The organism is Rhizobium sp. Leaf341 (assembly GCF_001424325.1).
Taxonomy (GTDB): Bacteria; Pseudomonadota; Alphaproteobacteria; order Rhizobiales; family Rhizobiaceae; genus Ferranicluibacter.
On record NZ_LMPE01000015.1, the window covers coordinates 312691 to 332616 of the forward strand.

At 63.7% G+C, this 19926-nt stretch carries 18 protein-coding genes and 1 riboswitch; of the genes, 9 read left to right on the forward strand and 9 right to left on the reverse strand.

Features of this window, described 5'->3' with window-relative positions; all coding sequences use genetic code 11:
• On the reverse strand, positions 1-217 hold a 217-nt coding region (locus tag ASG03_RS21885), incomplete at its 3' end, for a hypothetical protein (protein WP_210168552.1).
• A gap of 40 nt (positions 218-257) precedes the next feature.
• Positions 258-656, reverse strand: a riboswitch (cobalamin riboswitch).
• Between the two features lie 107 nt (positions 657-763).
• Here ASG03_RS21885 and ASG03_RS16295 point away from each other — a divergent pair.
• On the forward strand, positions 764-2569 hold the full coding sequence (locus ASG03_RS16295; protein WP_062473955.1) for a chloride channel protein: 1806 nt from the start codon (positions 764-766) through the stop codon (positions 2567-2569).
• Between the two features lie 30 nt (positions 2570-2599).
• On the opposite strand, the gene ASG03_RS16300 is transcribed toward ASG03_RS16295, so the two are convergent.
• A complete protein-coding gene (locus ASG03_RS16300; RefSeq protein WP_062694546.1) occupies positions 2600-4057 on the reverse strand; it encodes a cobyric acid synthase in 1458 nt (485 codons plus the stop codon).
• A 597-nt stretch (positions 4058-4654) separates the two neighbouring features.
• Here ASG03_RS16300 and ASG03_RS16305 point away from each other — a divergent pair.
• Positions 4655-5692: a glycine betaine ABC transporter substrate-binding protein gene (locus ASG03_RS16305; RefSeq protein ID WP_062474574.1), complete on the forward strand. Its 1038-nt coding sequence runs from the start codon at positions 4655-4657 to the stop codon at positions 5690-5692.
• Positions 5693-5775: 83 nt separating this feature from the next.
• Positions 5776-6144, forward strand: a complete 369-nt coding sequence (locus ASG03_RS16310) for a hypothetical protein (protein ID WP_244475292.1) — start codon at positions 5776-5778, stop codon at positions 6142-6144.
• Positions 6145-6160: 16 nt separating this feature from the next.
• Here the strand turns inward: ASG03_RS16310 and ASG03_RS16315 are convergent, their stop codons facing one another.
• Together ASG03_RS16315 and ASG03_RS16320 are read right to left on the reverse strand one after the other, a co-directional pair.
• On the reverse strand, positions 6161-6931 hold the full coding sequence (locus ASG03_RS16315; protein WP_156381852.1) for a phosphodiester glycosidase family protein: 771 nt from the start codon (positions 6929-6931) through the stop codon (positions 6161-6163).
• Between the two features lie 113 nt (positions 6932-7044).
• The gene (locus ASG03_RS16320; protein ID WP_062473961.1) at positions 7045-7203 is read right to left on the reverse strand and encodes an entericidin A/B family lipoprotein; all 159 of its coding nucleotides are present in this window, start codon (positions 7201-7203) and stop codon (positions 7045-7047) included.
• 193 nt (positions 7204-7396) lie between these two features.
• Between ASG03_RS16320 and ASG03_RS16325 the strand changes: the two genes are divergently transcribed.
• Entirely contained in the window at positions 7397-8491 is a 1095-nt protein-coding gene (locus ASG03_RS16325) for a DNA topoisomerase IB (RefSeq protein ID WP_338012404.1), read from the forward strand.
• A gap of 159 nt (positions 8492-8650) precedes the next feature.
• On the opposite strand, the gene ASG03_RS16330 is transcribed toward ASG03_RS16325, so the two are convergent.
• Complete coding sequence (locus tag ASG03_RS16330) at positions 8651-9535, reverse strand: LysR substrate-binding domain-containing protein (RefSeq protein ID WP_062473963.1); 885 nt, start codon at positions 9533-9535, stop codon at positions 8651-8653.
• Positions 9536-9639: 104 nt separating this feature from the next.
• Between ASG03_RS16330 and ASG03_RS16335 the strand changes: the two genes are divergently transcribed.
• The 3 genes from ASG03_RS16335 (at position 9640) to ASG03_RS16345 (ending at position 11631) form a co-directional block, all read left to right on the forward strand.
• Positions 9640-9891, forward strand: coding sequence for a hypothetical protein (locus tag ASG03_RS16335; RefSeq protein ID WP_062694550.1), 252 nt, complete (start codon positions 9640-9642; stop codon positions 9889-9891).
• A gap of 71 nt (positions 9892-9962) precedes the next feature.
• Positions 9963-10181: a hypothetical protein gene (locus ASG03_RS16340; protein WP_062694552.1), complete on the forward strand. Its 219-nt coding sequence runs from the start codon at positions 9963-9965 to the stop codon at positions 10179-10181.
• Between the two features lie 442 nt (positions 10182-10623).
• Positions 10624-11631 carry a GlxA family transcriptional regulator gene (locus ASG03_RS16345; RefSeq protein WP_443216635.1) on the forward strand — a complete coding sequence of 336 codons (1008 nt, stop codon included), beginning with the start codon at positions 10624-10626 and terminating at the stop codon, positions 11629-11631.
• A 43-nt stretch (positions 11632-11674) separates the two neighbouring features.
• Here the strand turns inward: ASG03_RS16345 and ASG03_RS16350 are convergent, their stop codons facing one another.
• From ASG03_RS16350 to ASG03_RS16365, 4 genes are all read right to left on the reverse strand, one after another.
• Entirely contained in the window at positions 11675-12949 is a 1275-nt protein-coding gene (locus ASG03_RS16350) for a GGDEF domain-containing response regulator (protein ID WP_062694556.1), read from the reverse strand.
• Between the two features lie 312 nt (positions 12950-13261).
• Complete coding sequence (locus ASG03_RS16355) at positions 13262-14095, reverse strand: response regulator (RefSeq protein ID WP_062473979.1); 834 nt, start codon at positions 14093-14095, stop codon at positions 13262-13264.
• Positions 14096-14277: 182 nt separating this feature from the next.
• Complete coding sequence (locus tag ASG03_RS16360; protein ID WP_062694558.1) at positions 14278-17226, reverse strand: mechanosensitive ion channel family protein; 2949 nt, start codon at positions 17224-17226, stop codon at positions 14278-14280.
• Positions 17227-17427: 201 nt separating this feature from the next.
• Entirely contained in the window at positions 17428-17982 is a 555-nt protein-coding gene (locus ASG03_RS16365; protein ID WP_062473983.1) for a DUF924 family protein, read from the reverse strand.
• A 167-nt stretch (positions 17983-18149) separates the two neighbouring features.
• Between ASG03_RS16365 and ASG03_RS16370 the strand changes: the two genes are divergently transcribed.
• On the forward strand, positions 18150-19175 hold the full coding sequence (locus ASG03_RS16370; protein ID WP_062473985.1) for a sulfate ABC transporter substrate-binding protein: 1026 nt from the start codon (positions 18150-18152) through the stop codon (positions 19173-19175).
• 6 nt (positions 19176-19181) lie between these two features.
• Positions 19182-19926 (forward strand): sulfate ABC transporter permease subunit CysT (cysT, locus tag ASG03_RS16375; RefSeq protein WP_062695253.1); only part of this gene is annotated, 745 nt, incomplete at its 3' end.

Below are 19926 nucleotides of genomic sequence, written 5' to 3' on the forward strand. Positions count from 1 at the left end.
GGATATGTGGGCCAAGGATATGCGGAGCAGCGCCATGTGCACCAGGGGCGCGCCGGTCGTCTGCGCGTCGATCGAAACCGCCGTCGGCCATCCGCCCGCCACGCGACAGCGTGGACGATCCGGGGCTCGCATCGACATCGTCCCGATCGCGGGCGAATGCGCATAGGGCATAACCGCCGGCCGGTGTGACCCGGTGGGCGAACGTTTCGTGTGCCACGACAACCTCCGTGCTGGCGCTGGAACGCTGCATCATGAGGATGCGGCGCGGTGTGGCTGGCAGGTCTCCTGGCTCACGGCGTCACGCAGGGCAAGAGCCCTGAGAACGGGTCCGCCTCGCCTTCCCAAAACAGGAACCCGGCCTTTGACGGCCGGCTCGATGTCGAAGAGGTGGACGATTCGTAGATAAGGAGGCGTCCGACCCCGGTTGCTCGCATCGCTGCTTCAGTGGCTTTTCCGGCCTTGCCCTTCGGAAGACGCCAGCCGCACCACGCGGCATGATCCGTCGTCCCCGGACGAAACCGGATGGCGAACCCTGACCGTTCTACAGTCGCGGGGTCGGCTGCGATGAGGATGCCCTGTGTGGGTCCATCCCTCCGCATTCCCATTTACTCCCGAACGACAAACGCCGCACGGGAACCATCCATCGGCGAAGATTAGGCGCGTCGCTGGATCAAGTCAATCATCCGCGCTATGTCCGGACTTCGCCCGACCCGAAGCTCAGTGCGTTCCCCTGTCCCGGACGCCCGACGAGATCGCGCCTCACATGCTTGACGTCCTGAAATCGCTGACCCTTGCCCGCGTGAAGCGTTTGGCGCTGAAATCCGTGACCTTCTCGGAATGGCGCATCTTTGCCCGACGCAGCGAAATCGGGCTGCTGGTCGCGGGTATCGTCGTCGGCCTCACCTCGGGGCTCGCCGTTATCGCAATGAGCTTCATCTCGCTGCAGCTTCACAAGCTGATCTTCGGAATCTCCGATTACGAACGCGTCAGCTCGGCCGATCTTCAGGGCGAGATCTCGGTCCTGATGGCGCCGATCGTCGGCGGGCTCTTGCTGGGCTTGCTGATGATGGGGCTCGCGCTCTGGCGCAAGAAAGCGATGGTCGACCCGATCGAGGCCAATGCTTTGCACGGCGGGCGCATGTCGCTGACCGACAGCATCGTGGTGGCGGTCCAGAACCTCGTCTCCAACGGCTTCGGCGCTTCGGTGGGCCTGGAGGCCGGCTATACCCAGCTTGCCTCCGGTCTTGCCTCGAAGATCGGCGTCAATCTGAAGCTGCGGCGCAACGACCTGCGCACGCTGCTCGGGTGCGGTGCGGCCGGCGCGATCGCGGCCGCGTTCAATGCCCCGCTGACTGGCGCCTTCTATGCGTTCGAGCTGATCATCGGCGCCTACACCATCGCGTCCCTCACCCCGGTCGTGGTTTCCGCGCTTGTCGCCAATCTCGTGACGCGCCTTCTCTGGGGGGACGAGTTCACCATCGACATCGGCGCCTTCGGCGATGTCGTTCCCGGCGACTACGTGCCGGCCATCCTTCTCGGCGCCCTTTCGGCCGGCGTCGCCATTCTCATCATGAAGGGCGTGTCCCTGACGGAAGAGGTCGCGCGCAAGAGCTCGATCCCCGCCCCCATCCGCCCGGCCATCGGCGGCATCGTCGTGGGCCTGCTCGCGACCATCTCGCCGCAGGTTCTCTCAGGCGGGCATGGGGCCCTGCATCTCAACCTCTCGCATGCGACGCCGATCGCCATGCTCGTCGGCCTGTTCCTGCTGAAATCGATCGCGACGGCGGTCTCCATCGGCTCGGGCTTTCGCGGCGGACTGTTCTTCGCCTCCCTGTTCATGGGCGCGCTGCTCGGCAAGGTCTTTGCCGACCTCGTCCCCTATGTCTTCGGCGATACGACGCTGACACCCGTCATCTATGCCGTGGTCGGCATGAGCTCGCTCGCGGTCGCCATCATCGGCGGTCCGTTGACCATGACCTTCCTGGCTCTCGAAATCACCGGCGACTTTCCCATCACCGCCCTCGTCCTGGCCGCCGTCATCACCTCATCGCTGGTCGTGCGCACCACCTTCGGCTACTCGTTTGCCACCTGGCGCTTTCACCTGCGCGGCGAGAGCATTCGCAGCGCCCACGATGTCGGCTGGATCCGCAATCTGACGGTCGGCCGACTGATGCGCCCCGACGTCCGCACGATCAACGCCAAGGCGACGCTGGATGAGCTGAAGGTGGACTTCCCGCTCGGCTCGGCCCAGCGCGCCATCGTCGTCGACGACAGCAACCGCTATGCCGGCGTGATCCTCATTCCCGAGGTCTATGCCAGCCCGGTGGAGAAGGACGCCGCCGGCAAGGGGATCGAGGACTATATCAAGCTGCCGAACGACTTCCTGCAGCCGAACATGAACGCCCGGCAGGCGGCGACCCTGTTCGACAAGACCGAGAGCGACGCTCTCGCCGTCTGCAACAATCTGATCGAACGTCGCGTCGTCGGCGTGCTGACGGAGAGCTACACCCTGCGCCGCTACAGCGAGGAACTGGACCGCCGCCGCCGCGAGGCATCGGGTGAATTGTAGTTCGATTTCAGACAGAAGGATGCCGAAGGTCTAGCGAGACAGCAATCCGTCGAGCCAATGGGGATCGAGAACCGCTTCCAGTTCTCCGGCCACGGCATCGAGCGCGGCGTCCACGGATCCGCGATAATCGAAGGCCTCCGCTTCGATGCCGAAGCTGCGCAGCAGCGCGGCACGGTAGGCATCATTGCCGAAAAGACCGTGGAGATAGGTGCCCATGACGCGACCGTCCGGCGATGCGGCACCGTCCGGCCGGTCGCCGATCATCACGGGCGGACGCGCGCCGTCCGGCCCCGTCGTCTTGCCCAGATGGATCTCGTAACCCTCGAGTCCCACGTCATATTCGGTGGAGCGGGCGCCGCTGTTGCGCACCACCTTCTCGCGGGCCATCTCCGTCGCCACGTCGAGCAGACCGAGCCCGTCGACGGTCGAAGCGCCGCCCTCGATGCCGAGCGGATCGGAAATGCTTTTCCCGAGCATCTGATAGCCGCCGCAAAGGCCGATCACGCGCCCGCCCCGACGAAGGTGCGACCCCAGGTCCCGGTCCCAGCCGGCGGCCTTCAGCGCGGCCAGATCCGAGATCGTCGCTTTCGAACCGGGAAGAATGACGAGCGCAGCGTCGTCCGGCAACCGTTCCCCCGGCCGGATGAAGCGAAGATCCACCGACGGCTCCGCCGCAAGCGGATCGAGATCGTCGAAATTGGCAATACGTGGCAAGAGCGGCACGGCAATCGTCAGGGCGCGCGCCGTTCCCCGCGACAGGCGCTCCAGCACCACGGAATCCTCTGCCGGCAGCTGGCGCGCGGCCTTCAGCCAGGGCACGACGCCGAAACAGGGCCAGCCGGTATAGCCACCGATGGCCGTGATGCCGTCATCGAAGAGGGTCACGTCGCCGCGGAACTTGTTGATCAGGTATCCCGTGACCATGGCCCGATCCTCGGGCGCCAGCACCGCATGCGTCCCCACCAGCGACGCGATGACGCCGCCGCGATCGATGTCGCCGACCAGCACGACGGGCACCCCGGCGCGGGTTGCAAAGCCCATATTGGCGATATCGCCGGCCCGCAGATTGATCTCGGCCGGCGAACCCGCGCCCTCCACCACCACGAGATCGCGACCGGCCCGGATGGTTTCGAAGCTCTCGAGCACCGCACCGAGCAGCTTCGGCTTCATCGCCTGATAGTCGCGGCCCCGCGCCTGCCCGGCCACCTTGCCCTGGACGACGACCTGGCTGCCGGTCTCCGACTGCGGCTTCAGGAGAACGGGATTCATGTGGATCGAGGACGGGATGCGGGCGGCCAGCGACTGCAGCCACTGCGCTCGGCCGATCTCGCCGCCGTCGGCCGAAACGGCGGCGTTGTTGGACATGTTCTGGGGCTTGAAAGGGGCGACGCGGCAGCCGCGATTGGACGCGATCCGACACAGACCGGCGACGAGCACCGTCTTGCCGACATCCGAACCTGTCCCCTGAAGCATGATCGTTCTTGCCATGCGGCCTGATAGCACCCGGCGGCATCGCACGCCATGGAGCCCGACGGTTCCTCCACGCGCAAAAACCGCAGCAGCCGAAGCCCTGCGGTTTTCCGTCCTGGACGCCGAAGAACGCACGGCGCGGGACGGTCAAGCGGAGGCATCGAACGGATGCCGAAAGGCTGGCCGATTGCCGGGACGCAAAACCTGATCCGACAGTGCCGCTGCCACCAGCCACGCCCCTATCCTTAGGCCGAGAGGGTTACCAGAGCGTTACCTGGCTGACGGGTGATTCCGGTTTTGTACGGTGGCCGTCGCAGGGCAGACGACGCGGCACACCGCAGGGACGTGCACCTCGTGGCCTCACCGGTGAAGGAGCGGCAGATAAATGTTCGTCATATCGAACATTTGAAAGACTTAAAGTTCAAGGGGTTGTGAGCAGATCTCGAGGATGCACATCGACATCCCCGGTTGATTTCTGTTGTGGAGGTTCTAGGCTGCCAAACAGACGACGGCGATGATCCGTGGCAGAGGATCCGGAAAATGTCGGAAAGATACCATAGCAAGACGCCAGGCACCGCCGGCGGAGGGATCCGCCGGACGAGGACGCGTCGCAAGATGCGCGAGGCGCGGATCAGCGCGCGCTTCTGCGCGAGCCTTGTCACAGCGCTCGGCATTTTTGCGGGCATCGCCCTTCTGACCTCCGGCACGCCTGCAAGGGCTGCCGGCTGCGGGACGTTGTCGATCGCCGAGATGACCTGGGGCTCGGCCGCCATCATGGCCCATATCGACAAGATCATTCTCGAGACGGGCTTTGGCTGCACGGTCGAGCTCGTGCCCGGCGACACCATGCCGACCTTCGCCTCGATGGATGCGGAGGGGCGACCGGATATCGCGCCGGAGATCTGGGCGGCATCGCTGCAGAGGCCGCTCGACGAGGCGCTGCGCGATGGCAGGCTGATCGAAACCACCCGCGTCCTGACCGATGGCGGCGTCGAAGGCTGGTGGATCCCGCGCTATGTCAGCGACGCCCATCCCGATATCAAGACCGTGCAGGATGCGCTGAAGCATCCCGATCTTTTTCCGTCTCCGCGGGACGAGAGCAAGGGCGCGGTCCACAATTGCCCGTCGGACTGGAACTGCCAGATCCCGACCGCCAACCTGTATCGGGCCTTGAAGGGAGACGAGGCCGGGTTCGAGCTGATCAATTCCGGATCCGCCGCCGGTCTCGACAGCTCCATCGCGCAGGCCTTCGCGGACAAGAAGGGCTGGCTCGGCTACTACTGGGCGCCGACCGCGATCCTCGGCAAATACGAAATGGTCAAGCTGTCCTTCGGGGTCGGCCATGACCGCGCGGAGTGGAACAGCTGCACCGCCGTACCCGACTGCAGCGCGCCCGTCGTGAACGGCTACCCGACCACCGATGTCTATACGATCGTCACGCGACGCGTGCCGGAAAAGGCAGGCTCCGCACCCATGGTCTATCTGGCGAAACGGCAATGGGACAATCAGACGGTGAACAGCGTGCTTGCCCACATGGACCAGACCGACGGCAACCGGACGGAAGCCGCACAGTTTTTCCTCAAGACCTTCGAACCCGTCTGGAGCAACTGGTTGCCGCCGGACATCGTGGCAAAGGTGAAGGCAGCCCTCTGAGCCGTGGCCGCGCGCTTCAAGGCTCCAGTCCGGCTTCAGCCTCGCATGGCATGAAGACGCGACAACCGGCTTGAGGGGACCCCATGTACACGCAGACAACCAGCAGCCCGATGCAGCAGCCGACACCGACAGACCGCGATGCCGTCGCCGATGTCATCGAACGCCTGCAGGCCGCGGACACCGCCTTCCTGTCCCTGATGATGGACAACCCGCAACAGGACGATGCCCTGATCGACGGTCTCCACCGGTTCCTCGACCGCTCGGCCGGCGCGCGCTTCCTGCACACGCTGAAGCTGGAACAACGCGGCCTCTGGCTCGGCCATGCCGCCCCCGCCCGTCTGCAGATTCGCCTGACCGAGGCGGCGCGCTCGTCCCAGCACGCAGCCTATCAGGCCTTTCGCAACGGCCTGACCAAGTCGGGTGGGTTGGAGCGCGCCTTTCCGAAGGCGTGAGCCTGCGGTCTGAACGTCAGGGGGTCGCCCTGGACGAGCCGGCGCCGTGCCACATGGGCGTGGTCACCGCGATGATCGGCCCCATGGGATAGGTCTCGTCGATGCGCCCGATCTCCGGCGCATAAAGACTGGAAATGTGCCCGTCGAGAAACAGGGCATTCGGACAGCCGAGACTGTCGCGGAAAAGCGTCGCGATATCGTGAAAGCGCACCGGCGACAGCGAGATCGCAAAGTGCACCACGCCACCGGGATCGACCCCGACGGCGTTGCGGACCTGAAGGCTGTCGCTGTTCGGCTTGAAGGCGGGATGAATGGTGCCGTCGATGACCAGCATCGGCCCGGATTGCGTCGCGAAGTCCGGGGTCGCCGTCATCGTGCGGCGATAGGCTTGCGTCTCCCGCACGATCGCCGTGCCATCCCGAAGCGCGAAGATGCCGTTGGGTCGCAGATAGAAATTGCCCCAGCCCTCGCCGGCCGCAATCGGCTTTCGCTCGATGCCGTCGATGACCAGCAGCCCGACGGGCGACAGGTCCTTCTCGTACATTCCGCCGTTCATGCCGAAATCGAGGCGCGTCTGCTCGCGCAGCAGGTCGGTCTTCAGCGCCGTGAAGCCGCCGTAGGCGCGCCCGCTCTCGTCGGCATGGAAGACCCGCAGCGATGCGACGCGGGGATCGACATCGCAGACGGCATAGTCCGTATCGAGGTGCCGGACGACGCGACAGGCCGCGCGAGACTCTTGAGCGATGGACAGCATGAGAAGAAGTGCCGATAAGAGCTTGAGAATCATAGGCTTCAGACAATCGTTTGGCGCCATGATACGCGATGTTAAACGGTACGAGACACGAAAACGCCGGCGGACTCAAGGTCGCCGGCGTTTGCATGAAGAGGATGTCTGGTCGATCAGTTGGCAGCGCGTTCGACGCTACGGCCTGCATCCTGTGTGGCGTTCACGGTGTTGGCCGTGTCCTTGCCCATGCCGCGGATGGTGTTGCCGCAAGCGGAAAGCGAAACGACAGAAGCGAGTACGATGCCGACAGTAGCGATGGTCTTTGCGGTCATGGCTTGGGTCCTTGAATAACGCCAGATGGGGAAAGACAGGTGTCTTCGGTCTGGTAACGCGCGGACCCCGAAAAAGTTCACGGCGACTCGAGGAAAACACCAGAATCTTCAGCTTGGGAATGGTATTTCTTACACGGATGAAACCGCGGATGCCGCCGGAACTTCCCTGCGTTCTCCAAGTTCATTGGACATCGTGGACCAGATCACAGCTTCCATCGCCGCTTCGGTCGGCAAGAAACGCACCGCCGGAGAGCCGGAGGGTACGCCGAGCCCCGAGCTCGTCTACCTCTCGCGTCTCGACGAGGGGATCACGCGCAAGCAGGGCAAGAACGGCTTTCTGTATTACGGACCGGATGGTCAACGCATCACGGATACGGCCGAAGTCGACCGCATCTCGGCCCTTGCCATCCCGCCCGCCTACACGGAGGTTCTGATCTCGCCGGATCCGCAGACGCACCTGCAGGCGATCGGCAAGGATGCGCGGGGCCGCAAGCAGTATCGCTACCATCCGGACTGGCACGCGGAACGCGGCAAGGCGAAATTCGCCCTGCTTCCCGCCTTTGCCGCGCGCCTGCCGAACGTTCGCGAGCGCGTCGACCATGATTTGCGCATGCGTACGCCCGGCATGGAAAAGGCGCTCGCAACGATCGTCTGGCTGCTCGATCATCTCTTCATACGCGTCGGCAACACCGTCTATGCCGAGGAGAACGGTTCCTACGGGTTGACGACACTTAAGAACCGCCACGTCAAGGTCTCCGGATCGAGCGTGCATTTTCAGTTCAAGGGAAAATCCGGCAAGGAATGGCGCCTCAGCCACAGCGACCGCCGGATCACCCGCATCATCCGCTCGCTGCAGGAGCTTCCCGGCCAGCAGCTCTTCCAGTACCTGGACGAAGACGGCGACCGCCATCAAATCCGCTCGCAGGACGTCAACGCCTATATTCGCGAGGCCACCGGCGGCGAGTTCACCTCCCGCCAGTTCCGCACCTGGGGGGCGACCCAGATGGCGGCGACGGCTTTGTCCACCGTGGAGCCCGCAGAAAGCGAGCGGCAGCGCAAGCGCCAGATCAACGAAGCGGTAGATGGCATCGCGGCGGCTCTCGTAAACACCCGCGCGGTCTGCCGCAGTTCCTACATCCACCCGAAGGTGTTCGAGGACTTCGAAAACGGCGAACTCCGCATCTTGCGCGCCCAGCGCCGCAGCACGAGCGAAAAGATGACGCGTTGGATGAACGACGACGAGATCCGCGTGTTGCGCTGGCTGAAGAAGACCACCGACGGTGCCTGAGCCGCATCTAGCTTAGCCAGGCGGGGCACGCCCGCCGTAGGGTCGTGCGACAAGCGCCCAATGCATGTCGCCCGAACGTGTGCAGCGGCTTCGGGAAACGACATGCATCAAATTAAGACCGTAAAGCGCGTTGCGTGAATCCTTTTCACGCAACGCGCTTTAGACGAGAGCGAGGCAGGCGGCGCGAACGTGCTCGGCCACGGCAAGGACCGGCGCCGAGGCATCCTCGATCATCTGGATGCCGATATTGTAGGTGCCGAGACCCGGCAGCCCCTCCAAGGGGCCCAACTCCACGAGATCTCCCTGGACAAGATAGCGGGGCAAGGGCGCGACCGCGAGGTCCGCAAGGATGGCTGCTTTCTGGCCTGTCGTGTGCGCACTGAGGAAGGCGACGCGATGCGCCCGCCCCGCCTTGGTCAGCTTGTCGATCGCATCGGCGCGCCAGACGCAGCCATCTTCCCACATCGAGACCGGCAGCGGCTCGCGCAGATGTGCCGTGCCGCACCGCCGTCCGACCCAGACAAGCCGCTCCTGCATCAGCACCTCGCCCTCCCGCAAGGTCTCGCTCGGGAAGCTGTTGTAGATGACGATGTCCATGCGCCGTTCCTCGACCCGTTTGCGCATGACGTTGCTTTGCCCGATCATCACATCCACGGTGACATTCGGAAAGGTCTCGCCGAACCGCTTGAGGACATCGGGAAGAATGCGCTCGCCGAGGTCCTCGGGCGCCCCGAGCCGCACGACACCCTGCATGTCGGGCATCAGGAAGCGTGTGACGGCTTCGTTGTTCAGCGCCAGCATGCGGCGGGCAAAGCCCAGCAGCACCTCTCCCTTCGGCGTCAGCGACACCGAGCGCGCGTCCCGCAGAAACAGGGCGCAGCCCAACAGATCTTCCAGCTTCTTGATCTGCATCGAGACGGCCGACGGCGTGCGGTAGACGGCCTCGGCGGCCGTCGTGAAATTGCCGGTTTCGGCAATGGCAACGAAGGTCTTGAGAACATCGATTTCCAGCATCGGCAGCGCGTGCCGCATCGCGATATTCATGACGTCTCCATCATCAGAAAAACTGAACGATACCATCAGTTCATATCGTTTGATTGAACCTCCACCCCGGCGCATTGTCAAGATGCAGACATCGGAGACGCGATATGACCAGCAATATTCTCTTTCTCCAGACGCAGCCTCGACCAGCCGTGAAGCGCGTGCAGCGAACGCCTCTGGGTGCGCTTCAATGCTACGTCGAGGGCGTCATCGCGCGGCACAGGCTTGCTGCTGCACGCGCGGCCACGTGCCGGGCACTCCGCGTTTTGCCGGACATCGTGCGCCAGGACGTCGCCATGGTCGACGACCAGCCCATCAAGATTACTGAACTGACGCATCAAATCTATTCGTTGGATTGATGAACCGGGTTGCGGCAAACTTTCTCATGGTCGCGACCTTTTGACGAACACCTTCAAAAGGAACCAGTGCAATGTCGTATTTCAGCCTTTCGCCTTCCCTCACTCCCGCGTCATCGGGAACCCGCAGCCGTGCCGGCGCACTGACGCTTGCCGCTCGCCTCGTCAAGATCTGGCAGGATCGACGCTCCGAGCGTGCCCTGGCGTCGCTGTCCTATGATACGCTTAAGGATATCGGCTTTCCCTCGACCACCGACACCATGACCGACAGGCGGACCACACGGTCGTTGTGACGCCCATGCCGAAAGGTCTCAGCAGGACGAGGTCAAACGGGCCGATCTTCGCTCGCCGAGCGGAGCCGTTAACAGACAATCCCAGGCGTTTCGCCAGCCGGCGAGACGCCTTTTTCCGTCGCGATGACCCCGATTGAGGCGACGTGAGCTCATTGCCTGTTTCCGACAGCGCGCGCGTCCGCGGGAGCGTCGCAAACAGAGCAATCAACACCGTAAGTGTCTATCAGCTCTTTCGGATGACCCTCCAAATTCATGCTGCAAAGCAGCATTTTTGGGCAGTTGCACGAACCGAGGATACTTTTTGAGGCATGCTGCGGCATGTCGCAAATTAATTCTCTTGGCAGTCGTGTCCGTCCATGCCAGTGTCGCATTCAGGCAAGCGCGCCGGTCGAGCGTGCGCGACGAATGACCATACGCCCTGCACGGAGATATGCTTGTGAACATGTCGCTTACCGCCAAGCGCTCGCTGGTCTTCTTCCTTGTTCCCAACTTCTCGCTGCTGCCGTTCGCCGCGGCGATCGAAACGCTGCGGATCGCCAACCGCATGCTGGGCTACGAAGCCTATTCCTGGCGGCTCGCCTCCACGGACGGTGCACAGGTCGTCTCGTCCAGCGGCATCGCGCTCGAGGTCAATTCGTCGGTTGCCGACGAGCGCAAGCATCTCGGCGGCGAAAGCCGGCCCTCGATGGTGCTGGTCTGCTCCGGCGTCTTCGTCGAGGATTTCCAGAACAAGTCGGTCAATGCCTGGCTGAGAGAGGTCTATCATCGCGGCGTCGCCGTCGGCAGCCTCTGTACGGGCGCCCATGTGCTGGCCTCGGCCGGCCTCCTGACCGGCAAGCGCTGTGCGATCCACTGGGAAAACCTGCCGGGCTTTGCCGAAGCTTTTCCGCAGGTCGACGTCTTCGCGGATCTCTACGAAATCGACAGCAACATCTACACCTGCGCCGGCGGCACGGCCTCGCTCGACATGATGCTGAACCTGATCGACCAGGATTTCGGCGAGAATCTCGTGAACCGCGTCTGCGAACAGGCGCTCACCGACCGGGTCCGCGGCCCGCACGATCGGCAGCGCCTGCCGCTGCGGGCCCGCCTCGGCGTGCAGAACGCCAAGGTCCTGTCGATCATCGAACTGATGGAAGGCCATCTGGCCGAACCGCTTTCCCTGCTGGAACTGGCCGACAGCGCCGGCCTGTCGCGACGCCAGATCGAGCGGCTGTTCCGGCAGGAGATGGGCCGTTCCCCTGCCCGCTACTATCTGGAGATCCGTCTGGACCGCGCGCGTCACCTCCTCGTCCAGTCCGCCATGCCGGTGGTCGAGGTTGCCGTCGCCTGCGGTTTCGTCTCCGCGTCGCATTTTTCCAAGTGTTATCGCGAACTCTACAATCGGTCGCCGCAGCAGGAGCGTGCCGACCGCAAGGTGACACTGGCGCAGACGGCCCGCTCGGCCTGACGTTCCAACGGCGCGGCGGCGTCGCCCGCCCCTGCAGCTTGCCCTACGACGCCATCGTGTTGATCATCGTCAGTTCGGACACGATCCGGTTCCGGCCAGCGTGTTTTGCCATGTAGAGGAACTGGTCGGCAGCGTGCAGATAGTTGTCGAACACCTCGCGCTGCTCGATCGGGGCGAGACCGATCGACACCGTGATCGACAGATCCTCGTCATCGGTGACAACCTGCGTGCGAGCGATCGTCTCGCGCAGCTGTTCGCAGTAGAGCGAGGCAGCTTCGATATCCAGGCCATCGAACAGCACGCCGAACTCCTCGCCACCGAGCCGCGCCAGAAGGTGATCGCTGGAGACGAAATTGCGCAGGGTCCGCGCCACGGCCTTCAGGACGAGATCGCCGACCTCATGGCCGAACGTGTCGTTGAGGCGCTTGAAATGGTCGATATCGAGTATCGCGATCGACGACCCCGCCTTGCTGCGAAAGCACTTCTCGACGATGCGCGGGCCTTCCTGGAAGAAGAAACGCCGATTGTAGAGATCCGTCAGATAGTCGCGCGAGGCAAGCCGCTGCAGCGAACTGATGCGCTGATGGACGGTGATGGAGCGGTTGACGCGGCCCAGGAACTCGTCGCGATCGAACGGCCGCTCGATGAAATCGGCGCCGCCAGCCTTCAGGAACCGGGCGGCGTCCCCACGCGTGGCCTGCGAGGCCACCGCGATCACCGGCACCATCGTCTCCGCCTCATAGGACCGCATGCCCGCAAGCAGCTGCAGCGCGGACAGGTCGCCCGCCGCATGCTCGCAGACGACGAGATCGACCCGACCATCCATGACAGCGTTGAGAACATCTGCCGCCGAGCCCGCCTCCGCCACCTGGAATCGCTGCTCGCGCAGCACAGCGGCGATCGCCTGACGGCGCTGCGGATCGTCATCGGCGACGAGCACATGCGTGGCGGCATTGCTGAGAATGCGATTGACGGTCGCGACGACGTTCGAGACCGAGTCGCGCTCGTTCTTGATGATGCAGTCGATCACGCCCCGCGCCATGACGCGCTCGCGCGTGCTGTCGTTGAAGCTGCCGGTGAAGACAATGGCGGGAATGCCGTGCGCGAGCACGAGGTCCAGCGCCTCGCAATTCGGCGCGTCGGGTAGGTTAAGATCGAGCACGGCGACATCGAAATTCTGGTGCTCCAGCGCCCGCTTCGCATCGCCGAGGGATGCGCAGTGCGTCACCGTCAGGGCCGGGCCATCCTGGATCTCGTGTCGAATGAGCGTCGAGAAGACGCGCGAGTCTTCGATCAGCAGAAGGTGCCGGCCGCCCATGCTGAACGCGGCATCCCCCCTCGGCTCTTGCTTGCTGAACGTCAAGGTCCCCACCCTTATCGAGCAGGCTACCGTCAGCCGGTTCTGCTCCTCCAAGATCCCAACCATCGCTAGTGCGAGGTTACGAACTGTTATGTTTTATCTGACTTACCACGAAGGCTTTTGTGTTCCGTTAACGCCACCCGCAAAAGCGGTACTGCAATCGAAATCTTTGTCGGACAAGTGGTGCGGAGACATCCCGGCCAGCAGAAACAGCAAACGCCCGAAGCCGGGCGTTTGTCATGTCGGGAGAAAGGAAGCGCTTTGGCCGGATCAGGCGCTGAGCGCCATCTGCGTGCCAAGCGTGCGGATCTTCGTCAGCGTGTCCAGGTTCTGGTTGACGCGGCAGTAGAACTCCTCGTTGACGAAGGGCCGCATGATGAAATCATTGCCGCCGGCCTTGAGGAAGCGTGCCGACAGAAGGCGGTTTGTGGAGGACGAGACACCGATGATCCGGAGCTGATGGGGACCATAGGCCCCGCGGATCCGCCGCGTGAGCTCGAAGCCGTCAATGTCCGGCATGTTGTAGTCGGTAATGACGAGCCCGATATCCGAATGCCGCTTCAACAATTCCAGTGCGGTTGCCCCGCAGTCGGCGGTGCTGACGCGGAAGTTGAACCGCTTCAGCTGCGAGGTGAGAAGCGCCCGCGCCGTCGGGCTGTCATCCACGATCATGACATGATGGCGATGATTGGTGAGAAAGCGGCAGACCGATTCCACCAGCATATCGACGGCAAAGACGCTGTCCTTGATGATGTAGTCGACGATGTCCCGGGCAAGGATCGATTCACGCGTGCTTTCCTGGAAGGTGCCGGTGAAGACGATCGTGGGAACGCTCATATCCACGAGATAGGACAGCGCTTCGCCGTTTTCGGCGCCCGGAAGATTGATGTTGGAAATGGCGAGCGTCGCCGGGAAGGAAGCATTTTCGATGGCAAAGGTGACTTCGTCGTAGTCTTTACAGACGATGACATCGATATCGAGCAGTTCCTTGAGACGCTTCGACACCATGGCCGCGAAGAGATTGCTATCTTCTGCGAGCACAATACGGTGCTGTTGCAGGGACTCTCCGGAGTAATACATCCCCGACACACCGAAAAACGACATTGCGCGCTCTCTTTTCTAGACTGACAGGAACGGTAGCAAGAAAGGTTTTCGCAGTCGTTAAAAGACGAGGGCTTCAATGTCGCTTTTTCATCACCAATGGAAGAAAGCCTGCGACATGGACCATCCCGGGTCGCCGGCTTGCTTACGGTTGGCCGACAGCCATTGATCGGCGTGTTGGGCAACTAGCGTGTGCGGCCGGGGCGTCTTTTGCGCAAGCCGGTCGCACCCGGTTCCGGGTTTGTCGCAGGCCCGCCATCGGCGACATCTCCTGTCCGTGCCGGCGGCGCGGTCGTGGGCGACGACGCAGAAGGCGCGGTGGGCGCGGGCGGCGGAGCGGACAGCCTGGCATCCGCACGCAGCTCCTCCCCGCGCAACGCATCGGTGCGTCCGCTCTCCGAGGAGTCCGGAACATCGTCGCTGCGGCTGTCCGGCGGCTCTGCCCCCGGCTGCTCCACGTAGCCGCCGGCATCGCCCGGCAGCTGGCTGGAGGCACGCCCGCCGGCTGATCGCGTGCCTTGGAAGAGCGCCGAGAGGACCTCGGCATCTTCAGGCGAGATCTTGATCGGCACTTCCGGCGCGGCAGGTCCACCCAGCGCGATACCATCCGCCTTGAACCGCTCGAAGACGGCCATGCGGACATCCGTGCGCACGGAGACGCCCTGGAGGATGTCGGCAAGGAACACGCGCACCTCGAAGTCGAGTTCGGCGGCCGTGAAGCCGCGGAAGACGATGATCGGCTCCGGATTGCGCAGGATGTTCGGCAATCCCGTCACCGCCGCCCGCAAGGACTCCACCACCTTGCGCGGATCATTGGAGGAATGCGCCGTGAAGGTGATGTCGACCCGCCCGAGCTTGTTCCTGTGCGTCCAGTTGCCGACGGAGGCGTTGATGAACAGCGAATTGGGCACCATGATCGTCTGACGCTGGAAGGTTTCCACCTCGGTCGCGCGCACCGAAATGCGCTTGACGAAACCCTCTGTGGTTCCCGAGATCACCCAGTCGCCCACCTTGAACGGCCGCTCGACCAGCAGGATCAGGCCGGACACGAAGTTGGAGACGATGTTCTGCAGGCCGAAGCCGACGCCGAGGGACAGGGCACCGGCGACCAGCGCGAGGCTCGATAGGTCGAGGCCGGCGGCCGAGATGCCGATCAGCCCGGCAATGCCCATGCCGAGATAGCCGATGCCGGTCTTAACCGAGTTGCGCACGCCGAGATCGACGCGGCTGCGCGCAAGGACGCTGCCGTCGATCCAGCGCTGCAGCCAGCGGGTGACGACGAAACCGAGAACGAACAGCAGGATGCCGGCGAAGATGCCGACCAGCGAGATGGTGATCGTGCCGATGCGGATCTCGGTGAAGATGCGATAGGCCCAGGCCTCGATATCCGCGATCTTGAAGCCCCACTGGAGAAGGAGCAGGGGCACGAAGAACATGGCGACCAGAAGATAGATGCCGAGTCCGACCGCAAGGCCGATCTGGTCGAGCGCCATCGGCTCGAGCCGATAGCGATGGGAGAGGTAGCGGCCACCCACGGTCTTGGCGAGCGCGTTCTGCTTGGCGAGCGCCTTGCCGGTAAGGATGCCGATATACATGGTGACGAAGATGGCGCCGGTGACGACGATCTGCGTGGCGATGAAGCGCGCAAGCCCGACATAGCCGGAGAGCGCAGCCGTGATGAGCCCGAGGCCGGCCAGCAGCAGCAGGATGGAAATCGCGCGCGGCCAGGGCCGTCCCTGCCCGTCCAGCGGTTCGCCCTGCGGAATGACAGGACGGATCAGCGCGACCGCCATCAGGAGCAGGCCGATGATGATCGAGGCGATCAGGCTTTTTGCCACCGTCAGCACCAAGGGCGAACCGAGGGTGACGCTGATCGTCTCCAGGAGGTAGTCGAGGAGGTTTGCAAAGGCCATCGCCATGATGAGCGCGACCAGAAGGCGGGCACCGCGATCCGACACGCGGACAAGCCGCCAGACCGCCTGCCCCGGCGCAAGGACCGCCGTCGAGATGGTCCAGACGAACTGGAGCGCGACACAGAGGGCAAGGAAGGTCACCACCACCGGAGCGATGTCCTGGCGCAGCACATTGAAGGACTGCAGAAAGAAGAAGGCCGTCGTAGCAAAGGTGGCGGACGCGATCGTCGGCACCAGCGTGGAGCCGAAGGCGCGCGACAGGCGGGCGATGTAGGTCGGATGGAGATCGCGCACGGAGCGACGGAGCAGCGGCGCGAAGAGACGATGGGTCCCGGCAAGAAGAACGAGCGCGGAGCACAGCGACAGCAACAGCGCCCACATCAGCGGCACGCGCTTGAAGGTAAAGACGAAGGTCAGCCAGCTGCCGATGTTGCGGGAAAAGGCCCGCCCCTCGACCACGAGCGCCTGTCCCGCATCCACCAGCATGTCGAGGTTGATGTCGGTGTGCCGGAGCAGCGTGTTGGAGAACAGCACGCGACGTTTCTCCGTGATCGACGTCGACAGCGCATTGGCGTCGGCGACGAGGGTTTCCCCGGTGCCGGTCACCGCATTCAGGGCGTTGCGCTCGCTGACCAGACGGCTGCGCTCTTCGGTCACGACCGACGCTTCGGGCTCGGCACCGGCGGCCGGCGGATCGCCGATCTCGGTCAGGCGTCCCTTGATCTGTTCGATGCGGGTGCGGGCCGCATCCAACTGGCCGGCCACCTGCTGCGACAGGTCATCGACCTGGGCCTTGATCTCGGCCAGCCGGTTGTCCGCCGCGTTCGCATTGTTGGCCTGGGTGGAGCGTCCCGTCTCCGCCGCATTGGTGTTGTCGACCTGCGCGGCCAGCGTGTCGAGCCGCTTGCGCGCCGCATCCAGCTTCTGCGTCGCGTCGGTCTGCCCCTCATCCGTCCGGTCGCGTTCCGACGCGCCGTTGCCGGAGCCCTGCTGTCCGGAGCCCTGCTGACCTGAGCCCTGCTGTCCGGCGCCGGCGGGAGCCGGTACGGGCGGAGAGGCCGCGGAAGGCGCCGCCGCCGGCTGACCTGCAGCGGGCTGGGTTGCAGCGGGCTGACTTGCAGCCGGCTGATTGGCCGACGGCGAACTGGCAGCCGGTTGCTGGGCCAGTACCGGCGACAGGTTGGCCACGAGAAGGAGCAGGAGGACGAAGAGACGGGGCATCGCGGAGGCACATGCTTTCACGGTTGGGTCTGTCTTCTCCAACGGACCGTGTTGAAAGGCTTCAGGAAGATCGCAACGCGACCGAAGAGAATCAGGCGCGCGGGAGCGCCATGCGCGTTCCGGTTGACGGCTCGGTATGGCGAATTTTGGGCTTCGCGCCGCAACGCCGAGCCGGTTTCACCAACATGCGTCCGGATGAGCTCAGAAGCGGGAGCCCGGCTGCAACAGAAAGGCTTCCTCCTGCGGGCTCGGCATGCGGCCGAGAATGGCGTTCCGATGTGGGAAGCGTCCGAAGCGGGCAACGATCTCGCGATGGCGCACGGCGAAATCGAGAAGCACGGGATCGCCAAGCGCGGTGAACAGCTGGACCGCAAGGTCTTGGTCGGGCATGGCCTCCGAATGCTCGAAGGGGAGATAGAAGAACGCACGCCGCACCGGCTCGACCGCCTGGTCTGCGCCCGCCTCCAAGGCCAGCCGGGCCTCGCGACGCGCCAGACCGTCCGTCGCGAAGGCAAGCGGCGACGCACGATAGATGTTGCGGGACATCTGGTCGAACAGGATGACGGCAGCGAGCCGGCCGTCCGGCGTCGCGCGCCATGCGGGCGCAACATCGCGCGAGAGCGCGAGATGGCTTGCACGAAAACGTCGGTCGCATTCCGCATCCAGGGCCGGATGCGCCTTGTACCAGTGCTCCGGATCGACATCCTCGAACCAGAACGCGAGAACCTCCCGCGGTTCGCACAGTATGTCGCTCATGTTGCAGTCCTCCTGCCGGCCACTTCGGTCTTGTCGCATCAATCTTGCGCAAGCGGGAGACCCGACGGCAGGACTTTTCTCCAAACGGTCTTTCAGGCGCAAACTTCTTCGTTACCTTAATCGACAGACCAGCTAGATTACTCGCGACAAGACGGAGGGCGAGAGCAATGAACGCAAAGGGTATATCCCGATTTTTCACGGTGGCGCTGCTGGCCACCAGCATTCAGGTGGGCGGGCTGGGCTTTGCCTTTGCCGATCAGACGATCCTGAACGTGTCCTATGATCCGACGCGTGAGCTCTACAAGGACTTCAACGCTGCCTTTGCCGAGAAGTGGAAGGCCGATACCGGGGAGACGGTGACGATCCAGACGTCGCATGGCGGCTCGGGCAAACAGGCCCGCTCGGTGATCGACGGTCTGGAGGCCGATGTCGTAACCCTGGCGCTCGAAGCCGATATCGACGCCATCGCCAAGGAAAGCGGCAAGATTCCTGCCGACTGGAAGACGAAGTTCGAGAACAACAGCGCGCCGTATACGTCGACGATCGTGTTTCTCGTGCGCAAGGGCAACCCGAAGAACATCAAGGACTGGGGCGACCTGGTCAAGGACGATGTGCAGGTCATCACGCCCAACCCGAAAACCTCCGGCGGCGCGCGCTGGAACTTCCTCGCCGCCTGGGCCTGGGCCCGCGCCGCGAACGGTGGCGACGACGCCAAGGCACAGGACTATGTCGCCCAGCTCTTCAAGCACGTGCCGGTTCTCGACACGGGTGCGCGCGGCGCCACCACCACCTTCGTCCAGCGCGGTCTCGGCGATGTGCTGATCGCCTGGGAAAACGAGGCCTATCTTTCTCTGGAAGAGCTCGGTCCCGAAAGCTTCGACATCGTGACCCCGTCGGTCTCCATCAAGGCGGAACCGCCGGTGGCCCTGGTCGACGGCAATGTCGACGCGAAGGGGACCCGCAAGGTCGCCGAGGCCTATCTGCAATATCTCTATTCCGATGTCGGGCAGAAGATCGCCGCCAAGCATTATTATCGCCCGTTCAAGCCGGAAGCGGCCGATCCGGACGATATCAAGCGGTTTGCCGACGTGAAGCTCTCGACCATTGACGAATTTGGTGGTTGGAAGGAAGCTCAGCCGAAATTCTTCGGAGACGGGGGCGTCTTCGACCAGATCTACAAGCCGGGGCAATAAGATTACATGACCGCAAGCCTCCCTCAGCGGTGGCAATTTCGACAGCCGAGCGTCATCCCGGGTTTCGGGTTGGCGCTCGGCGTCACTTTGTCATGGCTCATCCTCATCATTCTCATTCCCCTCTCCGGCCTCGCCTGGCGATCGAGCGCGCTCGGTTGGAGCACGTTCTGGACGCTGGCGACCGATCAGCGGACGCTGAACGCGTTGAAGATCAGCTTCGGAACAGCCTTTGTCGCCGCCCTGGCCAATGTCGTCTTCGGCGTGCTGCTGGCCTGGGTGCTGGTGCGCTACCGTTTCTTCGGGCGGCGCGCCATCGACGCCATGGTCGACCTGCCCTTCGCGCTGCCGACGGCCGTGGCCGGCATCGCGCTGACGACGCTCTATGCCCCGAATGGCTGGATCGGCAGCCTGCTGACGCCGCTGGGGCTGAAGATCGCGTTCACGCCGATCGGGATCGTCTTCGCGCTGATCTTCGTCGGGCTGCCCTTCGTGGTGCGCACCGTGCAGCCGATCATGGAAGAGATCGACCGCGAGGTCGAGGAAGCGGCAGCAACGCTTGGCGCAACGCGATTTCAGACCATCAGCCGCGTGTTGCTGCCGGGCCTTGCGCCGGCCGTTCTCACAGGCTTCGCACTCGCCTTCGCCCGTGGCGTCGGCGAATACGGCTCCGTCATCTTCATTGCGGGCAATCTGCCGTATGTATCGGAGATCGCACCGCTTCTCATCGTCATCCGGCTGGAGGAGTTCAACT